21 protein-coding genes are annotated in these 20,945 nt (G+C 43.7%); 10 read left to right on the top strand and 11 right to left on the bottom strand.

All coding sequences use genetic code 11. The annotated features are described in order from the left end of the window. Positions 1-22 precede the first annotated feature (22 nt). From ORQ98_RS07670 to miaB, 4 genes are all read right to left on the bottom strand, one after another. Complete coding sequence (locus ORQ98_RS07670) at positions 23-859, bottom strand: CorC family transporter (RefSeq protein WP_274688206.1); 837 nt, start codon at positions 857-859, stop codon at positions 23-25. Between the two features lie 13 nt (positions 860-872). Then, on the bottom strand, positions 873-1,337 hold the full coding sequence (gene ybeY / locus ORQ98_RS07665) for an rRNA maturation RNase YbeY (RefSeq protein WP_274688205.1): 465 nt from the start codon (positions 1,335-1,337) through the stop codon (positions 873-875). Next, a complete protein-coding gene (locus tag ORQ98_RS07660) occupies positions 1,334-2,347 on the bottom strand; it encodes a PhoH family protein (protein WP_274688204.1) in 1,014 nt (337 codons plus the stop codon). The genes ybeY and ORQ98_RS07660 overlap by 4 nt, the downstream gene beginning before the upstream one ends. A 219-nt stretch (positions 2,348-2,566) precedes the next feature. After that, positions 2,567-3,925 (bottom strand): tRNA (N6-isopentenyl adenosine(37)-C2)-methylthiotransferase MiaB, encoded by a 1,359-nt coding sequence (gene miaB / locus ORQ98_RS07655; protein WP_274688203.1) that lies wholly within the window; start codon positions 3,923-3,925, stop codon positions 2,567-2,569. 344 nt (positions 3,926-4,269) lie between these two features. Here miaB and ORQ98_RS07650 point away from each other — a divergent pair, with 344 nt between their 5' ends. Further along, positions 4,270-4,593, top strand: a complete 324-nt coding sequence (locus ORQ98_RS07650; RefSeq protein ID WP_274688202.1) for a DUF1820 family protein — start codon at positions 4,270-4,272, stop codon at positions 4,591-4,593. 170 nt (positions 4,594-4,763) lie between these two features. Continuing rightward, positions 4,764-5,012: a hypothetical protein gene (locus tag ORQ98_RS07645; RefSeq protein ID WP_274688201.1), complete on the top strand. Its 249-nt coding sequence runs from the start codon at positions 4,764-4,766 to the stop codon at positions 5,010-5,012. Positions 5,013-5,046: 34 nt separating this feature from the next. Here ORQ98_RS07645 and ORQ98_RS07640 read toward each other — a convergent pair whose 3' ends face one another. From ORQ98_RS07640 to ettA, 7 genes are all read right to left on the bottom strand, one after another. Further along, positions 5,047-5,721 carry a tetratricopeptide repeat protein gene (locus ORQ98_RS07640; RefSeq protein ID WP_274688200.1) on the bottom strand — a complete coding sequence of 225 codons (675 nt, stop codon included), beginning with the start codon at positions 5,719-5,721 and terminating at the stop codon, positions 5,047-5,049. Between the two features lie 157 nt (positions 5,722-5,878). Then, entirely contained in the window at positions 5,879-7,162 is a 1,284-nt protein-coding gene (hemL, locus tag ORQ98_RS07635) for a glutamate-1-semialdehyde 2,1-aminomutase (RefSeq protein WP_274688199.1), read from the bottom strand. 42 nt (positions 7,163-7,204) lie between these two features. Continuing rightward, positions 7,205-7,852: a thiamine phosphate synthase gene (gene thiE, locus ORQ98_RS07630; protein ID WP_274688198.1), complete on the bottom strand. Its 648-nt coding sequence runs from the start codon at positions 7,850-7,852 to the stop codon at positions 7,205-7,207. 5 nt (positions 7,853-7,857) lie between these two features. Beyond that, positions 7,858-8,658 (bottom strand): bifunctional hydroxymethylpyrimidine kinase/phosphomethylpyrimidine kinase, encoded by an 801-nt coding sequence (thiD, locus tag ORQ98_RS07625; RefSeq protein ID WP_274688197.1) that lies wholly within the window; start codon positions 8,656-8,658, stop codon positions 7,858-7,860. 2 nt (positions 8,659-8,660) lie between these two features. After that, a complete protein-coding gene (gene radA, locus ORQ98_RS07620) occupies positions 8,661-10,031 on the bottom strand; it encodes a DNA repair protein RadA (protein WP_274688196.1) in 1,371 nt (456 codons plus the stop codon). A gap of 57 nt (positions 10,032-10,088) precedes the next feature. After that, complete coding sequence (locus tag ORQ98_RS07615; protein ID WP_274688195.1) at positions 10,089-10,466, bottom strand: PilZ domain-containing protein; 378 nt, start codon at positions 10,464-10,466, stop codon at positions 10,089-10,091. Between the two features lie 494 nt (positions 10,467-10,960). Continuing rightward, positions 10,961-12,622 carry an energy-dependent translational throttle protein EttA gene (ettA, locus tag ORQ98_RS07610; RefSeq protein WP_274688194.1) on the bottom strand — a complete coding sequence of 554 codons (1,662 nt, stop codon included), beginning with the start codon at positions 12,620-12,622 and terminating at the stop codon, positions 10,961-10,963. Positions 12,623-13,021: 399 nt separating this feature from the next. Here ettA and glyA point away from each other — a divergent pair, with 399 nt between their 5' ends. The 8 genes from glyA (at position 13,022) to ribBA (ending at position 20,942) form a co-directional block, all read left to right on the top strand. Beyond that, on the top strand, positions 13,022-14,278 hold the full coding sequence (gene glyA / locus ORQ98_RS07605; RefSeq protein WP_274688193.1) for a serine hydroxymethyltransferase: 1,257 nt from the start codon (positions 13,022-13,024) through the stop codon (positions 14,276-14,278). Positions 14,279-14,536: 258 nt separating this feature from the next. Next, a complete protein-coding gene (locus ORQ98_RS07600) occupies positions 14,537-15,412 on the top strand; it encodes a carboxylate/amino acid/amine transporter (protein WP_274688192.1) in 876 nt (291 codons plus the stop codon). A gap of 18 nt (positions 15,413-15,430) precedes the next feature. Next, complete coding sequence (locus ORQ98_RS07595; RefSeq protein WP_274688191.1) at positions 15,431-15,769, top strand: hypothetical protein; 339 nt, start codon at positions 15,431-15,433, stop codon at positions 15,767-15,769. 292 nt (positions 15,770-16,061) lie between these two features. After that, positions 16,062-17,108: a Mut7-C RNAse domain-containing protein gene (locus ORQ98_RS07590; RefSeq protein ID WP_274688190.1), complete on the top strand. Its 1,047-nt coding sequence runs from the start codon at positions 16,062-16,064 to the stop codon at positions 17,106-17,108. Between the two features lie 275 nt (positions 17,109-17,383). Further along, a complete protein-coding gene (gene nrdR / locus ORQ98_RS07585) occupies positions 17,384-17,845 on the top strand; it encodes a transcriptional regulator NrdR (RefSeq protein ID WP_274688189.1) in 462 nt (153 codons plus the stop codon). Positions 17,846-17,978: 133 nt separating this feature from the next. Continuing rightward, positions 17,979-19,145 carry a bifunctional diaminohydroxyphosphoribosylaminopyrimidine deaminase/5-amino-6-(5-phosphoribosylamino)uracil reductase RibD gene (gene ribD / locus ORQ98_RS07580; RefSeq protein WP_274688188.1) on the top strand — a complete coding sequence of 389 codons (1,167 nt, stop codon included), beginning with the start codon at positions 17,979-17,981 and terminating at the stop codon, positions 19,143-19,145. Positions 19,146-19,152: 7 nt separating this feature from the next. Next, positions 19,153-19,806 carry a riboflavin synthase gene (locus ORQ98_RS07575; RefSeq protein WP_274688187.1) on the top strand — a complete coding sequence of 218 codons (654 nt, stop codon included), beginning with the start codon at positions 19,153-19,155 and terminating at the stop codon, positions 19,804-19,806. Between the two features lie 14 nt (positions 19,807-19,820). Beyond that, a complete protein-coding gene (gene ribBA / locus ORQ98_RS07570) occupies positions 19,821-20,942 on the top strand; it encodes a bifunctional 3,4-dihydroxy-2-butanone-4-phosphate synthase/GTP cyclohydrolase II (RefSeq protein ID WP_274688186.1) in 1,122 nt (373 codons plus the stop codon). Positions 20,943-20,945 lie beyond the last annotated feature (3 nt).

Here is a 20,945-nt window from a genome sequence, read left to right as displayed (position 1 = left end):
AGCCACTCACAAAAAATTAAGGCTAAGCGGGGGTTACTCGTAATAGTCGAATTCGGCGACTATCTGCATGGAGAACCTGAAACTGGAAGCCTTCTATATTGACCGTTTCGCTGCGCTTTGGCATGTGGCCAAAGCTATGCATTACGATACCGCCAATGGTGTCGAACTCCTTGTCGCTGAATGACGAGTGAAAGTGTTCGTTAAAGTCATCAATTGGCGTAAGTGCTTTAACAATAAAGTGACCATCTTGCATTGGCTTGATATTGGTGTCTTCCTCAACATCATGCTCGTCTTCGATATCACCTACAATTTGCTCTAACACATCTTCAATGGTGACCAAACCAGCTGTGCCACCATATTCGTCTACCACTATTGCCATATGATTGCGAGTGGAGCGGAATTCATTGAGTAATACGTTTAGGCGCTTACTCTCCGGTACAACCGCTGCAGGGCGAAGCAGGCTTTTGATATCGAAGTGTTTATCAGGAGCTAAAGCAAGAGGCAAAAGGTCTTTTGCCAGCAAAATGCCCAACACATCATCTTTGCTCTCGCCAATAACTGGATAGCGGGAGTGGGCGCTGCTGATGACTTTGGGGAGAAATTGCTGGGGAGATTGGTCCACACTGACACACACCATTTGGGCTCGGGGGATCATTATCTCTCTTACTTGCATTTCAGAGACCTGAAAGGCTCCTTCAATGATGCTAAGAGACTCTGCATCGAGCACTTCATTGGTTTCTGCTTCTCGTAATTGTTCCAGCAGCTCTGTGCGGTTGCGAGGGTCGCCTGAAAAGGCTTGGGTAATTTTATCTAACCAGGTTTTTTGGTGATGACCTGAACTCGATCGATCGTCGCTCATGACTCCATTTACTCTATAAGGACTCACTAGGTTGGTAGGGATTGGGGTAATCTAATTCCATTAAAATCTTGGTCTCAAGGGATTCCATGATTTCGGCGTCTTTATCATTAATATGGTCAAACCCTAAAAGATGCAAGGTGCCATGTATCACCATATGAGCCCAATGGGCTTCTAATGACTTATTTTGCTCAGCTGCTTCACGAAATACAACAGGTGCGCATATAGCTAAGTCACCTAGCAATGGTAACTCAACAGCCTCAGGCAGTTCTGCTGGAAACGATAACACATTAGTAGGACCATGCTTTTGACGGTAAGCAAAATTCAACTCTGCGCTCTCTGTTTCATCTACGACTCGAATACTAAGCTCAGCAATTGCTTTATGGCCATAAACTGCAGCTGTCGCCCACTGAGTAAACTGCTCTGAGGGTGGGATGCCTTGACATTCTGAGGCTATTTGAATATCGACAGAAACACTCATGACTTGCTTACTTCTTCAGCTTGTTGTCGTTTATGTTTTTGATTGTCATGTCGCTCATAAGCTTCCACGATGCGTTGAACAAGGGGATGCCTGACAACATCTTTAGGTTTGAAGTAAGTTAGGCCAATACCTTTGACCTCTTTAAGGACTTCTATAGAGTGCTTCAGTCCAGATTTAGTGCCTTTGGGTAAGTCGACTTGAGTGGTGTCACCAGTAATGACGGCCGTTGAGCCAAAGCCAATTCGAGTTAAGAACATTTTCATTTGTTCTACAGTCGTATTTTGGCTTTCATCAAGAATAATAAATGAATTATTGAGCGTTCTGCCTCGCATGTAAGCAAGAGGGGCTACTTCAATGACATTTTTCTCAATCAGCTTTTCTACTTGCTCAAAACCCATCATCTCATACAGCGCATCATAAAGTGGGCGTAAATAAGGGTCGATTTTCTGGCTTAGGTCACCGGGCAGGAATCCTAGCTTTTCACCAGCTTCTACAGCAGGCCTTACTAACAGGATACGTCTTACCATTTCTTGCTCTAAGGCTGCAACAGCACAGGCAACAGCTAAGTAGGTTTTACCTGTACCAGCAGGGCCGATGCCAAAATTGATATCATTATTTTGGATGGTTTTGACGTATGTTTGCTGGTTGGGGCCTCTTGGTTTAATCAGCGCTTTGCGGGTTTTAATCACAACTTGCTGCTGACGTTCAGAGTCGTTGCCTTCATAAAGGGCTTCTACACCTGACTCTTGAAGATAAAGGTGAACAATATCGGGACTTAGCTCTGTGCCATTACAGCTCTCTCGATAGAGTCGCTTAAGGATTTCTTCGGCAGCAAGAATGCAGTTGTGCTCGCCTTCAACTTCGAATTGGTTGCCGCGGTTGCGGATGCGAATGCTTAGACGTTGTTCTATTTGCTTTAGATGTTCATCAAATTGTCCGCATAAATTGGCAAAGCTTTTAGAATCGTGGGGTTCAAGTGAAAACTTAACAAGTTCTGTTGGTTCGCTCAAAATGTCTTTCAGCCTCGGGGGCTTAACCTCTTTTTCAGCCTTGATACTGTTAGCTTAGTGGTAATTGATTGGATAAGGCAATGTATGACTCCGGATTATATGGAGTGCTAAGTTTGTTATTATGTTTGTCTTTTATAATTTGGAAGCACTGTGTTTCCCCTTAGAGAATCGCTGTTAAACGATTCCATCTAAGAGTAAGAAACAGTCAGCTAACCACTACTAATTTATGGTTGTGCTGTCATCCAGCTCAGAGCCTACCATATCGCCTCTTAGCGAATTGGGAAGCGCTTCTGTAATAATTACATCAACAAACTTCCCAATCAACTGAGGATCAGTGGCATGAAAATTAACCACTCGGTTGTTTTCGGTGCGGCCTTGAAGCTGGCCAGGGTCTTTCTTTGAATAACCAGTTACCAAAATTCTCTGCTGACTGCCTACCATTCGGCGGCTAATGGCTTGAGCATTTTGGTTGATGCGCTGCTGTAAAATTTGCAGGCGTTGCTTTTTGGTTTCTTCAGGGGTGTCGTCTATCAGGTCTGCAGCCGGTGTGCCTGGTCTGGCGCTATAAATAAAACTAAATGAAGTATCAAAGCCAATCTCTTGAATCAGATTCATGGTGGCTTCAAAGTCTTTATCCGTTTCGCCTGGGAAGCCAATAATAAAGTCAGAAGACAAGCTGATATCTGGGCGAATTTTCATTAGGCGACGTAGCTTGGATTTATACTCCAATACTGTGTGCCCACGTTTCATGGCAGCTAGAGTTCGATCTGAGCCACTTTGTACTGGCAAATGTAAATGGCTTACCAATTCAGGTACGTCAGCATAGACATTGATTAGACTGTCAGAAAATTCCACTGGATGAGAGGTAGTAAAGCGAATCCGGTCAATACCATCAATTGCAGCGATATAGGTAATCAGCTCTGCTAAATCGGCTGTATCACCATCATCTTTCAGCCCCTGATAAGCATTTACATTTTGACCCAATAAATTAACTTCTCTCACCCCTTGTTCGGCAAGGTGGACGCACTCAGCCATTACATCATTAAAAGGCCGGCTGACTTCTTCTCCACGGGTATAAGGCACAACACAGAAAGTGCAGTATTTACTGCAGCCTTCCATGATAGAAACAAAAGCGGAGGCACCTTCTACACTTGGGTCTGGCAGGCGATCAAACTTTTCAATTTCAGGGAAGGTGACATCAACAACCGGTACATGTTGTACCTGGCTGGTTTCAATCATTTCTGGTAGTCGGTGCAGGGTTTGGGGGCCAAAGATGACATCCACATAGGGGGCTCGATCTTGAATCGCACTCCCTTCCTGGCTGGCAACACAGCCACCGACTCCAATGACTAAATCAGGATTTTTATCTTTTAAGGCTCGCCAGCGGCCTAGCTGATGAAATACTTTCTCTTGGGCTTTTTCTCTAATTGAGCACGTATTTAACAAAAGTACATCAGCTTCTTCGGGGTTTTCGGTCAACTCCAGCGCATGGCTTTCACCCAATAAGTCAGCCATGCGAGATGAATCATACTCATTCATCTGGCAACCATGGGTTTTAATAAAAAGCTTTTTGGCCATCGATTGACACCTAATAAACTTCACATATTAACTTGCAGTGCGGGTAAGTAAGCATTGCAATAGGGTTGAAAATTACGGACCGGGCATTATATCTGCCTGAGTACTTATTGCCTATAGCTGTGGATAATATTTGTTAAAATCCTGATACCAGCAAACCATACTGTAGATAGTAGCCAGCTTGTTGGGGTTCTTCTTTATAAAAGACGATACTGGGGACTTAGCTGGCTAGGAAGGCAAAACTAAGAGAATGTAATGAGGCTTGAGTTTCTGCTATTCTTGCACCACCAAAAAACAGGGTCTGCGATAGGCCTGTAGTCTCACCTTCAAGGCAGATGATAATCAATATGACGAATACGATTTTTAAGGTTATTTTTTTTAACCAAGGTCATGTCTATGAGGTTTATGCAAGGCAAATCTTTCAAAGTGAGCTTTATGGCTTTATTGAAGTAGAGGAATTTGTTTTTGGCGAAAGATCCCAAGTGGTGGTTGATCCAAGCGAAGAAAAGCTCAAGACTGAATTTGAAGGAGTTAAACGAAGCTATATTCCAATGACGGCTGTTATCAGAATTGATGAGGTAACTAAAGAAGGGGTAAGTAAAATTAGTGAAGCGAAAGGTGAGAAAATTGCCCAATTTCCGCTACCCCCAGTGCCAGGTAAAAAGGACTAACCATGGCCTCATTGCTGCCTGAAGGTGTCGTTTGTAGCGGACTAAATAAAGCAGGCATCTCACATTAGAAGGAGCTAATGTCTTTAGTCAAGTGACTTAAATTATGTGCACAATGATATATGTGCGTGTACAAAAAATAATACAGTCACTTTGTAGCAGGGAAGCAAGCAATGGTGTGTGTGTCGTTCGATTTTGAGAAAGTATTTCAAGATCAAGTTTATACTTTCAAAGCCAGTGATGAGCGAGAACATCAAGTACAGCAACTGACAGAAAAGCTAAAACAAGAAATATCTGAGCTGGAGCAACGCATTGAGCAGATTGTGACAACTGATAGTTGCTCCCGAGAGTCAATGATTAGAACCTTTCGCACTATGGTTAAAACGCGTAAACAATTACTGAAACAACTGGCCGAAAAGTAAAATCAGCTTAGGTTTTAAAAAGTTGCTTATTGATTTATTGGAGCGGAGAGCTTGCAGGTATACTTTCTTCTGTTTCCAGCTGGTTTGCATACATCTGAAAAATGCGGCTTAGGGTATAAAAGGCTAGGGCTCGCTGTTCCTGAGATAGTTTGCTATTGATTTCATCACTGACACTGATTGCTTCGTTATAGCCATTTACCGCCGCCATTTTCATCATGATATAAGCCTGGGTATAGTCTTGGTTTATGCCAACTCCTCGATAATACATAAAGGCAAGTTGGTATTGAGCTTTGCTGTGTCCTTGCAATGACGCCAGTTCAAACCAGTATTTAGCTTGCTCAAGATCTAAATCAACCACAACCCCTTGGTAATACAAGTGGCCTAATAAGTACTGAGCTTCTGGGTCACCATTACTGGCTGCTAGCTCACAAGCAACGACTGCCGCTGGCAGATTTTCTGTTTCTGGGTCTATATGACAGCGCTCTGAAGCGGGAATTAATAACTGATTAAAGCCATATTTCTCTGGCATGCCTATTTGATTTGAGTTGTGCTCTGCATGAGCAACACCAATATTTATAACCAAAAAAAGCTGACAGAAAATTAGCGAAAGGAACTGGGGTGGTGAAGGCCTCAAATGACGAATAGCTTGATTATACATCTCTCGTAATGATGAGGAGTAAATGCGAAGTTGCTGGCAAAAGCAGTTCACGAAGCTGGCCTTTTTCAATTTTTAATCAATTAAAGTAAATCTATCAGACGACAATGGCTTTGCTAGTGTAACAAGCTAGCAGACTAGTGTCTGCTAGTTGTCGTAAATAAGCCGCGTAGGGTTTATCGCAAAGAAATTATAGGTGTGGCCTAGTATTTTATAACAGCTTTGCGAAAGCTGCTTTGGCTGCATTCAAGGTTTTTTCAATTATTTCATCAGTATGAGTAATTGAAACAAAGCCTGCTTCAAAAGCTGAAGGGGCTAGATATACACCTTGTTCAAGCATGGCATGGAAAAAGCGTTTAAATCGTTCAAGGTTGCAATTACTGGCCTGCTGAAAACTAGTAACTTGAGAGTCTTCAGTAAAAAACAGGCCAAACATACCGCCTACTTGTTGTGTTGTAAAAGGAACGCCTTGCTGATTGGCGAGCGTAATTAAGCCGGTTGTAAGTTTGCTAGTAGTAGCTGTTAATTTTTCATAAAAATCGGGCTGATCAAGTTGTTGCAAGGTAGCTAGACCTGCTGCCATAGCAACAGGGTTGCCAGATAATGTACCTGCTTGGTAAACCGGTCCTTCTGGTGCTAAGTGCGACATGATTTTTTGATTGCCACCAAATGCACCAACGGGCATACCGCCACCGATAATTTTGCCTAAAGTGGTTAAATCTGGAGTAACTTGGTAATAAGCCTGAGCCCCACCTTTGGCTACCCGAAAGCCTGTCATGACTTCGTCAAAAATGAGTACGCTGTCATATTGATCGCAAATACTGCGTAAGCCTTCTAAAAAGCCTGGTGCGGGAGGTATACAATTCATGTTGCCTGCTACAGGTTCCACAATAATACAGGCGATTTGTTCGCCTAATTCTTTAAAGGTGGCTTCAACTTCGTTTAAGTCGTTAAAAGATAAAGTAATCGTGTGGTTAGCCAAATCAGCTGGCACACCTGGTGAGGTGGGTACACCGAGCGTTAATGCTCCAGAGCCCGCTTTGACTAATAATGAGTCAGCATGGCCATGGTAGCAGCCTTCAAATTTAACAATTTTATCCCGGCCAGTGTAGCCTCTGGCCAAGCGAATAGCGCTCATAGTGGCTTCGGTACCGGAATTAACCATCCGTACTTTGTCCATGCTAGGGACCATTTCACAAACCTTATCGGCCATCGTGACTTCCAAAGCAGTAGGGGCACCAAAGCTTAAGCCCTGTTTAATTTGCTGTTGAATAGCCTCCATCACGGCTGGATGATTATGGCCTAAAATCATTGGTCCCCATGATCCGATATAATCAATATATTGATTATCATCTTCATCATAAAGGTAAGGACCTTGTGCAGATTTGAAGAAAATCGGTGTACCACCCACCCCTTTAAAAGCTCTTACTGGGGAATTAACCCCGCCAGGAATATGTTGTTGGGCTTGCCGGAAAAGATGTTCTGATTTGGACATAGGGTTAATTCCTTAGGAAAAACAGCTGTAGTCGTCTTTCACTTATTTGGGTGTACAGTTTGTTTTTGCGAATAGCTGGGTAAATTGCTGGGCAGTGTCTTGAATATTATGACTGGCAAATAAACCATGAATAACCGCCACCAGATGAGCGCCAGCATTGATAACCATTGAAGCATTATCCAGCGTTATTCCGCCAATAGCTACTATAGGTAAAGGAATATTGGTTGAGACTTGTTGTATTTTGCTTAAGCTTGCTGGTGGCGCATTAGGCTTTGTAGCAGAAGGGAAAAAGCGTCCAAGAGCAATATAGTCTGCACCTTGTTGATAGGCTGCTTCTGCTAGTGGGTAACTATCATGACAGGTAGCGCCAATGATGACATTTTCTCCCAGGTTTTTTCTTGCTTGAGCGATAGCTTGATCCTGCTGGCCTAAATGAACGCCATCTGCGTTTACTTCTGCAGCTAGGTGAATATCATCATTAATTATTAAACAAGCATTATACTGCTGGCATAGGGTTTTTAGTTGGCTGGCTTGATTGAGTCTTTTTATTTTATCTTGAGATTTATCTCGATATTGTAAAACGCTCATGCCACCTTTGAGGGCAGCTTCAACAGCACTTATTAATGTGTTTGTGTCAGGAAGCAGTTGGCTGTCGGTAATACCATAAAGGCCGTGAAGCTGGGTCGTCATAATTTTTAATAGAAGTGCCGAGTTGGGATTAATTGCCCACTGCCGATTTTCACAGCATTTAGCAAGCTTTGATAGGTAAAATCCAATCCTTGCTGGCAGGCTAAAGCAATGGATTTTTTTAAGGCTAGCTGAGTTGCTAATGCTGAAGCAAGCGTACAGCCAGAACCGTGAAATTCCCCTGGCAATCGTGGAGAAAATAAAGCCTGTGCTGGCTGATCATTGATAAACAGCTGATGTTGTATAGTGTTGGCTGAGTCTAAAAGATGGCCGCCTGTTGCTAGTACCGCTGCTACACCGTATTCAAGCAATAATTGAGCTGCTTGGTTTATTGGTTGTTTTGAAGTTAATTGCTGTAATTCAAGCGTGTTTGGGGTGCAAATAGTAGTTAACGGTAATAACTGATGTTTAATAGCCTCAACTAGTTGAGTTGTCGTAAGGGCTGTTCCTCCACCTGCTGCAAGTACTGGGTCTAATACTACAGGGCAGTGAGGAAATTGCTTTATAGTGTCAGCAATTAGTGCTGCATTTTCAGAGCTGCCAAGCACACCTAACTTAAAGCCATCAGGTTGAATATCACTGAGTAGTGTATCTGTTTGCTCTGCCAATAATGAGGTATTAATCGGCTCTAGTTGTTTTACATTATGCGTATTTTGAACTGTTAAACTGGTAATTAATGAAGCGCAGTGACCACCATTGGCTTTAATGGCTTCAATATCAGCTTGAATACCTGCGCCGCCAGTTGGGTCAAGGCCAGAAAAACAAACAATAACAGGTGGCTGTGATGAGTTGTCAGTTTTTTCTGCCATTGCTACAGAGCATCCAGTGCTTCTGCTAAGGTTTTTACGCCAATGACCTGCATATCGGCAACAGCCCCTTTTGGAGCATTTGCTGCAGGTACGATGGCCTTCTTAAAACCATGTTTGGCAGCCTCATAAATCCGCTCCTGACCACTGGAGACAGGGCGAATTTCCCCAGATAAACCAACTTCACCAAACGCCACAACGTTATGAGGAATTATCTGGTCTTTTAAGCTGGAAACCATCGCTAAAATAGAAGCTAAATCAGCACTAGTTTCAGTCACACGTACACCGCCCACTACGTTGACAAATACGTCTTGGTCGCTGGTAAAAATACCGCCATGACGAGTCAGTACCGCCAATAACATAGCAATTCGGTTTTGATCCAAGCCAACGGTTACCCGCCTTGGGTTACCTAGTTGTGAATCAACCACTAAGGCTTGAATTTCTACTAAGAGTGGTCGAGTGCCTTCCCACAAAACATTAATAATGGAACCAGGGGTAGGCTGCTCTGAGCGAGATAAAAATATGGCAGAAGGGTTTTTGATTTCCCGCATTCCTTTCTCGGTCATGGCGAAAATGCCTAGCTCATTGACCTGGCCAAAACGGTTTTTAGTGGCGCGTAAAATTCGAAAGCGAGAATCATCCGTATTACTCAGCATCAGCTGGGTATCGATAATATGGGAAAGGGTCATGGGGCCTGCCAAAGAATTATCTTTAGTGACATGACCAACGATTAATAAGACAGTATTGGTTTGCTTGGCAAAGCGAGTTAAAAATGAAGCGCTCTCTCTAACTTGGGCTACTCCGCCAGGTGCAGAATCAACCCCTTCGAGAAACATGACTTGAATGGAGTCAATAACAATAATGCTGGGTTTTTCTTGTTTGGCGACTTCAACAATCTGATCAACGGAGGTTTCTGCCAGCATTTTTAATTGATGCTTGGGTAAATCTAAGCGTTCTGCACGGGCTGCAATTTGTTGCAGGGATTCTTCGCCAGATACATATAAAGCGGGTTGGGTTTGAGCAATATGACAAAGGGTTTGCAGTAAAATAGTACTTTTCCCTGCACCGGGGTGGCCGCCAATTAATACGGCGCTACCGGGTACAAATCCACCACCTAAAACTCGGTCAAGTTCACTAATACCACTACTGAAGCGAGGGGCTTCTGAAATATCGACATCTTGTAATAAAGTAATGTCAGTTCGGCTACCAGCAAAGCCGCTGAAGTTGGCTGAAGCTGCACGACTGGCTGGAGAGGCCCCCAGTTTGATTTCAGAAAAAGTATTCCACGCCTTGCAGTCAGGACATTGCCCTTGCCATTTGGAAGACTCACTGCCACATTCTGTGCAGACGAATGCTGTTTTGGCTTTTTTAGCCATTGTCATTAAACCCTGCTATCAAGAAGTGAGCATTTTAGCTGGCAGGGTTGGCTTGGATCAATCAAAGCCGAGTGCGCAGAGTTCTCTTTCCAAGAGATCAGTTGAGCCAAGGTTAAGCTCGGTCAGGCGCCGTAGGTGGGAAATGCTGTCAATGTCGATTTGAGTACAAGTAAAACCTATATGGTCACCTTCTTTGTGGGCAAAGCGCAGGGCCATTGTAATGTTGCTAACATTATCCAGTTGGATTTTAGCTAGCAGGGGTTTATCTGGATTAATATCAAAATCTTTTGGGGTCTTTACAAGAATCCCTTTCAAGGAAATATCAACCAGTGACACATTCCAATCTTGCTCATTTTGAGTGAGGACGGTGCCCGCATCGAATGCAATACGACTAAACTTGCGCCTTTCTTGATCACCAGAAGAATCTTTTGCCATAGCGATACCTATTCCAAGATCAGCTTACTTAACTATAGCTAAGGCGGTTAAGGGGGCAAGTAAGGTGTGGTGAGAGGCTGTCGCGAAATAGTGTAAAAAATAAGATTGGTGTTTGATATCAATACTGTGGACAGTTTTTGAATTATAAAACATTGCTCTACAGGCCATGTACCATAGGAAGGAGGAGTTTATTGCATGTTAAGCCTCAGGCTATCTTGCAATAAAGTATATGAGAGTAGAGCACTCCCCCCGTAAACACTAACATACAACACCTATAAAACTGTCCGCAGTATTGTGATATGGAATAACAGGCTATTCTTCCGCCGCTCTTGAAGTGCCATCCTTGGCCCATCAAGAGCTAAAGCGACATCCCTGTCGCAGCTACAGAATGCCCTGTTACTCCATATCCACTGGCTGTAGTGATTGCCCTCCTATAGAGAGCTGAATAGAGACTTTGCGGCAGTGCCAGTGATTGAGTGTGAGAGATAAGGAGGTTAAGCCAGTCGCTTGTATTTCACCCGCTTTGGTTGTGCATTATCGCCCAAACGTTTTTTCCGGTCGGCTTCGTACTCAGTGTAGTTGCCTTCGAAGAAGGTTACGGCAGAGTCGCCTTCATATGCCAAAATGTGGGTGGCAATCCGATCTAAGAACCAGCGATCGTGGGAAATTACTACCGCACAACCAGGGAATGCCAGTAAGGCTTCTTCCAGGGCGCGTAAGGTTTCTACATCTAAATCGTTTGAAGGCTCATCCAGTAATAATACGTTAGCGCCTTTTTTCAGCGTGTTTGCCAGGTGTAAACGGCCGCGCTCTCCACCGGATAAATCTTTAACGAATTTTTGTTGATCGGAGCCTTTAAAGTTAAAGCGGCCCACATAAGACCGAGATGGTACTTCATAGCTTCCGATGCGGATCATGTCCTGACCTTCGGAAATTTCTTCCCAAACCGTTTTGCTGCCATCTAAGCTATCTCTGCTCTGGTCAACAAAGGCCAGCTCCACAGTTTCACCAATTGTCACTTCACCATTATCAGGCTGTTCTTGGCCTGAAATTAATTTGAATAAAGTGGATTTACCCGCGCCGTTACCACCGATGACACCGACAATTGCGCCTTTGGGGATAGCAAAAGACAGGTTTTCAAACAAGAGCTTGTCACCGAAGGCTTTGCTAACACCATTAAATTCTATGACCTTGTCACCTAAGCGTGGGCCGGGTGGAATATAGATTTCATTAGTTTCATTACGGTTTTGGAAGTCTTGTGAGTTCATTTCTTCAAAGCGGGCAAGACGGGCTTTGCTTTTTGCTTGGCGGCCCTTGGCGTTAGAGCGAACCCACTCTAATTCGTGCTTGATAGCTTTGTCTTTTGCTTGCTGCTGCTTTTCTTCAATGGCTAAGCGTTGTTCTTTGGTTTCCAGCCAGTGAGTGTAATTGCCTTCAAATGGAATGCCATGGCCACGGTCAAGCTCAAGAATCCAGCCGGCAACGTTATCAAGGAAATAACGATCGTGAGTAACTGCGACGACAGTACCGGGGTATTCATGAAGGAAGCGCTCCATCCAGCCCACACTTTCTGCATCCAAATGGTTGGTGGGCTCGTCTAATAACAACATGTCTGGGTTAGACAGTAATAGACGGCATAAAGCCACCCGGCGTTTTTCACCACCTGATAGGTTTTTCACTTGAGCATCCCAAGGTGGTAAACGAAGTGCATCAGCAGCTACTTCAAGCTTGCGCTCCAGGTTATGGGCATCGGCGGATTGGATAATATTTTCCAGTCGAGCTTGTTCGGCTGCTAAGGCATCAAAGTCTGCGTCGGGCTCTGCATAAGCAGCATAGACTTCATCAAGGCGTTGTTGCGCTTCTTTAATTTCAGAAACGGCTTCTTCAACAATTTCTTTTACGTTTTTCTCTGGATCTAGCTGGGGCTCCTGAGGCAGGTAGCCAACGTTGATGCCAGGTTGTGGGCGAGCCTCACCTTCTATTTCGGTATCGATCCCTGCCATGATTTTTAGCAGGGTGGATTTCCCAGCACCATTTAAGCCTAAAACACCAATTTTGGCGCCAGGGAAAAAGGAGAGAGAAATATCTTTTAAAATTTCACGTTTGGGGGGAACCACTTTCCCCACTCGGTTCATAGTATAAACGTATTGAGCCATTGTTATGTATTAACACTTTGCTTGGTTAAAAATGCTGCACAAGGTACCGAAAGCAGTCGCTGATGGCAATCCGTAACAGTCAGTTTTTGATAATAGATGTGTCGAATATAAGACGAAAAGTGCCGTAATTAAACCATTTGTCAGCAAACTTGAGTAAAATAGTTAATGTTGTTGCCGTTATTTCATATGCCTTGCATTGCTCTAATGAGGTACAATATTACTTTAATTGCAGTTAGCAAGTCTGTATGCGTTTAAATACCTTATTAGCACATAATATTTACAGTCGTAGTGCTTTTTTGATAAAGGCACTACGACTGTAAATAGCACCTTTGGCTTTTCAGTAAATAGCGGAGCATTGCCGCGGTAACCTTGTGTTTAAGATGGGAGTAGAGGATTTTCATGTTTACACGCGATATGAATATTGCCAGTTTTGATCCAGATCTATGGCAAGCGATGCAAGACGAAACCCGTCGGCAGGAGGAGCATATTGAGCTGATTGCTTCGGAAAACTATGCCAGTCCGCGGGTGATGGAAGCACAAGGTTCTGTGCTGACTAACAAATATGCAGAAGGCTATCCTGGTAAGCGTTATTACGGTGGTTGTGAGCATGTTGATGTGGTTGAAGACTTGGCTATTGAAAGAGCTAAAGCCTTATTCAATGCAGATTATGCGAACGTTCAACCTCACTCTGGCTCCCAGGCAAATGCAGCAGTTTATATGGCGCTGCTGAAGCCTGGTGATACTGTTTTGGGGATGAGCCTGGCTCATGGTGGTCACTTAACTCACGGTGCTAAAGTAAGCTTCTCTGGTCGTATTTATAATGCCGTACAGTATGGTTTAAAACCTGAAACGGGTGAAATCGATTATGATCAAGTAGAGCAGCTTGCGCTGGAATACAAACCAAAAATGATTGTGGGTGGTTTTTCTGCTTATTCTCGTGTGGTTGACTGGGCTCGCTTCCGTGAAATTGCTGATAAAGTCGGTGCTTATCTATTAGTGGATATGGCCCACGTAGCTGGCTTGATTGCTGCTGGCGTTTATCCTTCACCCGTTCCTCATGCTCATGTAGTCACTACTACTACTCATAAAACCTTAGGCGGTCCTCGTGGTGGTTTGATTCTTGCCGCTGGTCATGATGAAGAAATACAGAAGAAATTAAACTTTGCTGTATTTCCTGAAAGCCAAGGTGGTCCTCTAATGCATGTAATCGCAGCAAAAGCGGTTTGTTTTAAAGAGGCTATGAGCGACGAATTCAAAGCTTACCAAGAGCAAGTGGTTAAAAATGCTCAGGCTATGTGCGATGTTTTCTTGAGCAGAGGCATTAAAATTGTTTCTGGTGGTACCGATGATCATTTATTCCTGGTTGATTTAATCGATAAGGAATATACCGGTAAGGATGCTGATGCTGCATTAGGCAAAGCAAATATCACGGTAAATAAGAATGCAGTACCTAATGACCCGCGCTCACCATTTATTACCAGTGGTTTAAGAATTGGTACTCCAGCAATTACTCGCAGAGGCTTTAAAGAAGCGGATGCGAAAGAGCTAGCGGGTTGGATCTGCGACGTGCTGGATAACATCAATGATCAATCAGTGGCTGAGTCTGTAAAAGAGAAGGTAAAAGCAATTTGCGCTAAATTGCCTGTTTACAGCTAGTTGCTAAAGCATCACTGAAGTCTCAAAAAGCCCGGCAAATGCCGGGCTTTTTGTTTTGCTCAATCTGGCATAGTACGCTGGTTTTTGTCATTATTGCCTCCCCTAAATACTGTTGTGTGAATTCTGAACTATACCCAAAGCGAAGGATTTTTAGGGGCGGCTGTCAAGCGATGAAGCCCCATGAGTTTATGTGTTTATAAATGATTGGGGTGAAGAGCGACGACAACAAACCCTAAAAATCATTCGAGAAGGGTATATATGTATTACTTAATCGGTGTCACCTTACTCTGGGCTTTTTCATTTAGCTTAATCGGTGTGTATCTGGCGGGCCAGGTAGATGCCTATTTTTCGGTGTTAACGCGAATCATACTTGCCAGCTTAGTGTTTTTGCCTTTTATAAGAAAACAATGGCTAAAGCCTGGTTTAATGCTCAAGTTGATGGGGGTAGGGGCTGTACAGTTGGGAATGATGTATGTGTTTTATTACCAGTCATTTCTATTGTTAACCGTACCTGAAGTACTTGTATTTACGATATTTACGCCAATTTATGTGACAGTGGCTTATGACCTGTTAGCAGGGCGGTTTTCGCCAGTTTATTTGCTTACAGCTGGGCTGGCTGTATTCGGTGCAGCGGTAATGCGCTATGACAATTTAACCCAAGATTATGTGTTGGGCTTTTTTGTCGTTCAGGCTGCTAATCTTTGTTTTGCCTTGGGGCAGGTGGGTTATAAAGTCATTATGCAGCGAGAGCCAGAACAGCTGCCCCAACATGCTGTGTTTGGTTGCTTTTATTTGGGTGCCTTAGTGGTAGCACTGGTTGCCTGGGCTGTTATGGGTAAACCCAAATATCCTGAGTCAGGGCTGCAGTGGGGAGTTTTATTATGGCTTGGTATTGTGGCTTCTGGTGTTGGCTACTTCCTTTGGAACAAAGGCGCAACCCTGGTTAATGCTGGGGCATTAGCCATCATGAATAATGCGCTTATTCCTACAGGTATTCTGGTTAACTTGCTGATTTGGAACCGAGATGCTGATATTTTGAAGCTCTGTTTGGGGGGGGGCGTAATTCTGATTTCTTTACTGCTAAATGAATACCTGGCCAAGCGATTTGAGCATAGGAAACCAGTAGAGGCCTAGTTTGTTGGAAATAGTCTGTTGAAAAAGTTTTTTATTGAAGTCTTTGGTATTTTGCTTGGGATGCTTACTGTTGTGTATACCACTTCGATGATACACATTGATATGCGCCAGTCCTATTACCAAGAAGCAGGAATACTGCCTGACATGGATCCACGGCTTAGCTTTACTGTTGCTGTGTTTTGGGCTGCTTTTGCTCTGATAGTCGTTTGTATCACTGAGTTGATTCGGTGGGTGTTTGAAGGTCAAACACTTAATTTTTTTGCTGCTTTAGTGCTTGGGTTAATGTCTGTGAGCTTTATTGGTTGGCTGTTTTTTATTCCTGCTATAGGACTTGTGGGTTGTTTGTTTATTTTATAGCCAGTATAGGTGGGTTTTATTTGGGGCTGGCATGTCTCAAAAAGCGCAGCAACGAAGTTGTGTTGAATCGCAACAGCTAAACAGAGCTAGGCGTTGCATTTTATTATGAGTGCAGTAAGCTGTCGTTATTGGGTGGCTTCGCATCCATCTTCCCACAAGAGAAGGCTAATCAGCCAGGAAGCATTTATAGCTTGACTCTTTTTAGTAACATTAACTGATTGTCATAGCATATTATGTCTGGTGCCTTTAGAGTGGGACGTTGGCGCTGCTAGGCTTGGCAAAGGTAAATGTTATGCCCTTACTCATTTCAGCGCGTGCTTTTAAGCAACAAGCAAAATCAATTGTTAAACACTGGCCTCGTGACTCAATTAAACATGTCACGGCAAGAGAGTTGCTGGCTCAATTGTATGGGTTTAACAATCACCATCACTACATCAATTACCTTAAACAACAAAGTGGTTTATTTCCGAAGATAAGCCGTACCCTGGTTTTTTCGTTGTACCCTGGCTGGGTAAAAAAATTGGCCACTTTAGCTAGTATTAATGAAATTCAGGCAAAAAACTTGATTATTCAACTATGGCCTGGTTTTTTAGAGAACAGCCAGCTGGCTAGCGAAAAAATGTATACCAGTGACATACAGTTTTTTGGTGAATGTGTTGATTTGCTGCCTGATGACGTTATTCATTTTGCATTTGATGATAAACCCTCTATTAAAGATGCGATTGAGTCATTAGGTTTGCCTCATGTTGAAGTAGCTTGCATAGAGGTTAATGGCCAACCAGTTGACTTTACCTATTTACTGAAAAATAAGGATACAGTTGTAGTGCACTCTTATCCTCACCCGCAAGCGATTGTGCCGCAACTGCCTGAGTTGGGGCCTCGTTTTTTGCTTGATGTTCACCTGGGTGGGTTGCTTCGTTATTTGCGGATGGCCGGTTTTGACTGCTTTTATCAAAGTAATGACTTAGGGGATAAAAAGCTTGCATCTGTTGCAGAGCAGCAGCAAAGAATTCTGCTAAGCAGGGATGTTGGCTTGCTAAAGCGGGGTAATGTTCGCTATGGGCGCTGGGTGAGAAATACCGATCCAATGGCCCAGTTTGTTGAGATTATGGCATTTTATCAGCTTTATGATCTGGTTCGGCCATTAACCTTATGTAGTAAATGTAATGGTGAGATTAAGGCGGTAGATAAAAATACGGTTCATGATCAGGTGCCTGATGGTGTGTTTGAATTTTATGATGAGTTTAATCAATGCCAGAGCTGTCAGCAGGTGTACTGGAAAGGTAGTCATTACCAAAAGATTCAAGCAATCTTAGAAAAGGTTTCTCTTTCGCTTTAGAAGTGTTCTATAAATAGAGTGCGCTATAGAAAACGACAACTGAATTATTTGGTTTGGCACTATTAAAAGTGTTTGATTTGGTCAGTTTGTTGTATTGATGAGTTACATCTTCCTGTTTATATCATGTGGACTTAATTCAACCACAGGCTTGTATTAGTGCTATTTATAGGTAGTATGCTTGGCAATAAATTATCAGAATTATCTATTGTCTAGGGTTGAAAAATAAGCCCTAGAATGCAACTAAATGCAGGAATCGGGTTGGGCTCAGAACTACTATGCATTGTCCGTTTTGTGGTGCGCATGACACTAAGGTCACAGACTCTCGGCTAGTAACAGAGGGTAACCAGGTAAGGCGGCGTCGTGAATGTCTGTCTTGTAGCGAGCGCTTTACGACTTATGAAACTGTTGAGCTAGTGATGCCTCGGCTGATTAAGCAAGACGGAAGTCGTGAGCCTTTCGATGAGGATAAACTGCGAGGTGGAATGCTGAGAGCTCTGGAAAAGCGCCCAGTCAGTATGGAGCAGGTAGAAGAGGCCATTAGCCGACTTAAACACCGGGTTCGAGCTAGGGGAGAACGAGAAGTTGAGTCCTTGCTGGTGGGTGAAATGGTCATGCATGAGCTAAAAAAACTGGATGAAGTTGCTTATATTCGTTTTGCTTCAGTGTATCGGCAATTTAAGGATTTAAACGAGTTTCGTGAGGAAATTGACCGACTAAGGCAGGACAATGAAAGCTGACGCTTTTCAAATCGATATTTTTTCTATTGAAGGTGTTACAAAAGGGTGCAGAAAGTAAATGTCACCCCATATCTGCTAGCTTTTTGCGACACCCTCTTTTTTTGTTTTGTGGCAATCTAAATGAGGTGAATGCGTGTCAACAGAATTCTCTGCCACTGACCATGCCATGATGAGCCGTGCTTTACAGTTGGCAAAACAGGGCTTATATACAACCAGGCCAAACCCTCGGGTAGGCTGTGTGGTAGTTAAAAACGGCGAAATTATTGGAGAAGGTTGGCACGAACGGGCAGGTGAATCCCATGCAGAGGTGCATGCCCTTAAACAAGCTGGAGCAGCTGCAAAAGGCAGCACTGCTTATGTCACCCTTGAACCCTGTAGTCATTTTGGCCGAACGCCACCCTGCACTAATGCCTTAGTTGAGGCTGGTGTTGCAAAAGTTGTGATGGCCATGCTTGATCCTAATCCTTTAGTAGCGGGGAGTGGCAAAAAATTCCTGCAACAGCAAGGCATTAATGTAGAAGTCGGTCTGCTGTACGGAGAGGCTTATCAGCTTAATCAAGGGTTTTGTCAGCGGATGACTATTAAGCGGCCGCTAGTACGCTGTAAGCTCGCGATGAGTGTCGATGGCCGGACGGCTAAAGCCAGTGGTGAAAGTCAGTGGATTACAGGAGCAGATGCCAGGGCTGATGTACAACAGTGGCGAGCCAGAAGCTGTGCGGTGATAACCGGCATCAAAACAGTTTTAGATGATGATGCCTCCCTAACAGTTCGCTCTGAACAGCTTAAAATAGAGGCAGCAAAAACGTGCCCGCCACCTCTGCGAGTTATCGTCGACAGTCAGCTAAAAACACCAGTAACAGCAAAAATATTTAATGGTGCAGGTAAAGTGTTGGTTGCGACTACCTGTAAAGAGTCCAATGCGATTAGTCGTATAGAAAAGCTGGGAGCAGAAGTTGTTGTATTTAATGAAAGTAGTACGACAGATCCAGCAGGTGGTGATAACGCTAGTCAGCAAGTGCCTTTAGATTTATTACTTAATTACCTGGCTGACCATGGTCATTGTAATGAAGTCATGATTGAAGCAGGTTCTACTCTCGCAGGGGCATTTGTTAAAGCGGGGCTGGTGGACGAGTTAATTGTGTATATGGCTCCCGTGATTATGGGGCATGAGGCTAAACCATTATTAACGGTTTTCGATATGCCCAAAATGGCGGATAATGTTGCCCTTGAAATTAAAGATGTTCGTCAAATAGGCAAAGACTGGCGAATGCTGATCCAACCCATTAATAAGCTTAATTAGCTATCTTATGTTTACAGGCATCATTCAAGCGGTTGGTGTGATCCGCTCGCTTACACCTCATGCAGGTGATTTATCGCTTACCATTGATACTCAGGATTTAAGCATAGAAGGCATTCAGCTGGGTGACTCCATTGCAACTAATGGTGTCTGTTTGACAGTCGTAAAGCTTGATCAACAAAGTTTTACTGCTGATGTATCAGCCGAAAGTTTACGTTGTTCTACGCTGGCAGACTTAAAAGCAGGTGATCCTGTTAATTTAGAAAAAGCCATGACACCGACTACGCATTTCGGTGGCCATATCGTCAGTGGTCATGTAGATGGAGTTGGCAAGATTGTTAAGCACTTTAAAGATGCCCGTGCCCACCGATTCTGGCTAGAAGCGCCTGCTCAACTGGCAAAATATATTGCTGAAAAAGGTTCGATCACTATTGATGGGGCTAGCTTAACGGTAAACGAAGTTAGTGGTAATCAGTTTTTGCTTAATATTGTTCCCCATACCATTGCTAACACTATTATTAAACACTATACCCTGGGTACTCAGGTTAATCTTGAGGTGGACATTATTGCCCGGTATTTAGAGCGTTTATTAACAGCAACTGATCAGCAATCAGAAAGCCCTATAAATAAAGCATTTTTAGCCACTCATGGCTTCTTGAAGTAACAGGCGGAAAAACGATGCAGCTAAATGCCATTGAGGAAATAATCGAAGATATTCGTCAGGGTAAGATGGTTATCTTGATGGATGATGAAGACCGAGAAAATGAAGGTGACTTGATTATTGCCGCTGAAAAAGTGACACCAGAAGCCGTTAACTTTATGGCCAGTAAGGCTCGAGGGCTGATTTGTTTAACTTTGACAGGCGAGCGTTGTGATTATTTAGGTTTGCCTTCCATGGTGCAGGGCAAAAATGGTGGTCAATATGGCACACCATTTACCGTTTCAATTGAAGCAGCTCATGGAGTAACGACTGGTATTTCTGCTGCAGATAGAGCAAAAACAATTCAAGTGGCTGTGGCACCTGATAGCAAACCTGATGATATTGTTCAGCCTGGCCATATTTTTCCTCTGAGAGCACAACCGGGTGGCGTGTTGAGTAGAGCGGGCCATACAGAAGCTGGTTGTGATCTGGCCAGACTAGCAGGATTAACACCTGCTGCAGCTATTGTGGAAATTATGAACGAAGATGGTACTATGGCCCGCCGGCCAGACCTGGAAACATTTGCGGAGACGCATGGGCTGAAAATCGGTACCATTGCTGACCTGATTCACTATCGGATATTAAACGAAAGAACTGTTACCAAAGTGGATCAGCAAACCTTAGCAACTGAATTTGGTGAGTTTGAGTTAACTGCGTTTAAAGACTCTATTCAAGGTAATACCCATATTGCGTTGGCGCTTGGTGAAATTAACGCAGATGAGCCGACGCTGGTCAGGGTGCATGTCACTGACCCGATTCGTGATTTGCTGGCAGCGCAGCCTCCTCAGCACACAAGCTGGAGTATTCAAAAAGCGCTTAAAAAAGTGGCAGATGAAGGTAAAGGGGTTGTGGTGTTGTTGAACCCGACAGCCTCACTCGACTTTGAAGGTAGCATGAACCGGTTTTTTCACCCGGAGCATAGCCAGCGAACACCAGGTCAGTCCGGTTCAGGAGCTTACTTAATGGTTGGTACCGGCTCGCAAATTCTTAGAGAGCTAGGGGTAGGTAAAATGAAACTGCTTAGCTCACCAATGAAATTTGGTGCTATTTCCGGGTTTGAATTAGAAATCTGCGAATATATCCCGTTTGAAGAGGCATAGTAA

The organism is Spartinivicinus poritis (assembly GCF_028858535.1).
Classification (GTDB): Bacteria; Pseudomonadota; Gammaproteobacteria; order Pseudomonadales; family Zooshikellaceae; genus Spartinivicinus; species Spartinivicinus poritis.
The sequence above is the reverse complement of the archived record's forward strand: the minus strand, read 5'-3'. Positions and strand labels throughout refer to the sequence as shown.

Bases quoted from the DNA above. Each gene is read 5' to 3' on its own strand.
- ORQ98_RS07670 (WP_274688206.1), bottom strand. From the start codon at position 859: ATGAGCGACGATCGATCGAGTTCAGGTCATCACCAAAAAACCTGGTTA.
- miaB (WP_274688203.1), bottom strand. From the start codon at position 3,925: ATGGCCAAAAAGCTTTTTATTAAAACCCATGGTTGCCAGATGAATGAG.
- nrdR (WP_274688189.1), top strand. From the start codon at position 17,384: ATGCATTGTCCGTTTTGTGGTGCGCATGACACTAAGGTCACAGACTCT.
- ORQ98_RS07600 (WP_274688192.1), top strand. From the start codon at position 14,537: ATGTATTACTTAATCGGTGTCACCTTACTCTGGGCTTTTTCATTTAGC.
- ORQ98_RS07575 (WP_274688187.1), top strand. From the start codon at position 19,153: ATGTTTACAGGCATCATTCAAGCGGTTGGTGTGATCCGCTCGCTTACA.
- ORQ98_RS07645 (WP_274688201.1), top strand. From the start codon at position 4,764: ATGGTGTGTGTGTCGTTCGATTTTGAGAAAGTATTTCAAGATCAAGTT.
- ribBA (WP_274688186.1), top strand. From the start codon at position 19,821: ATGCAGCTAAATGCCATTGAGGAAATAATCGAAGATATTCGTCAGGGT.
- ORQ98_RS07590 (WP_274688190.1), top strand. From the start codon at position 16,062: ATGCCCTTACTCATTTCAGCGCGTGCTTTTAAGCAACAAGCAAAATCA.
- ybeY (WP_274688205.1), bottom strand. From the start codon at position 1,337: ATGAGTGTTTCTGTCGATATTCAAATAGCCTCAGAATGTCAAGGCATC.
- thiE (WP_274688198.1), bottom strand. From the start codon at position 7,852: ATGACGACCCAGCTTCACGGCCTTTATGGTATTACCGACAGCCAACTG.
- hemL (WP_274688199.1), bottom strand. From the start codon at position 7,162: ATGTCCAAATCAGAACATCTTTTCCGGCAAGCCCAACAACATATTCCT.
- radA (WP_274688196.1), bottom strand. From the start codon at position 10,031: ATGGCTAAAAAAGCCAAAACAGCATTCGTCTGCACAGAATGTGGCAGT.
- ORQ98_RS07650 (WP_274688202.1), top strand. From the start codon at position 4,270: ATGACGAATACGATTTTTAAGGTTATTTTTTTTAACCAAGGTCATGTC.
- ettA (WP_274688194.1), bottom strand. From the start codon at position 12,622: ATGGCTCAATACGTTTATACTATGAACCGAGTGGGGAAAGTGGTTCCC.
- ORQ98_RS07615 (WP_274688195.1), bottom strand. From the start codon at position 10,466: ATGGCAAAAGATTCTTCTGGTGATCAAGAAAGGCGCAAGTTTAGTCGT.
- glyA (WP_274688193.1), top strand. From the start codon at position 13,022: ATGTTTACACGCGATATGAATATTGCCAGTTTTGATCCAGATCTATGG.
- thiD (WP_274688197.1), bottom strand. From the start codon at position 8,658: ATGGCAGAAAAAACTGACAACTCATCACAGCCACCTGTTATTGTTTGT.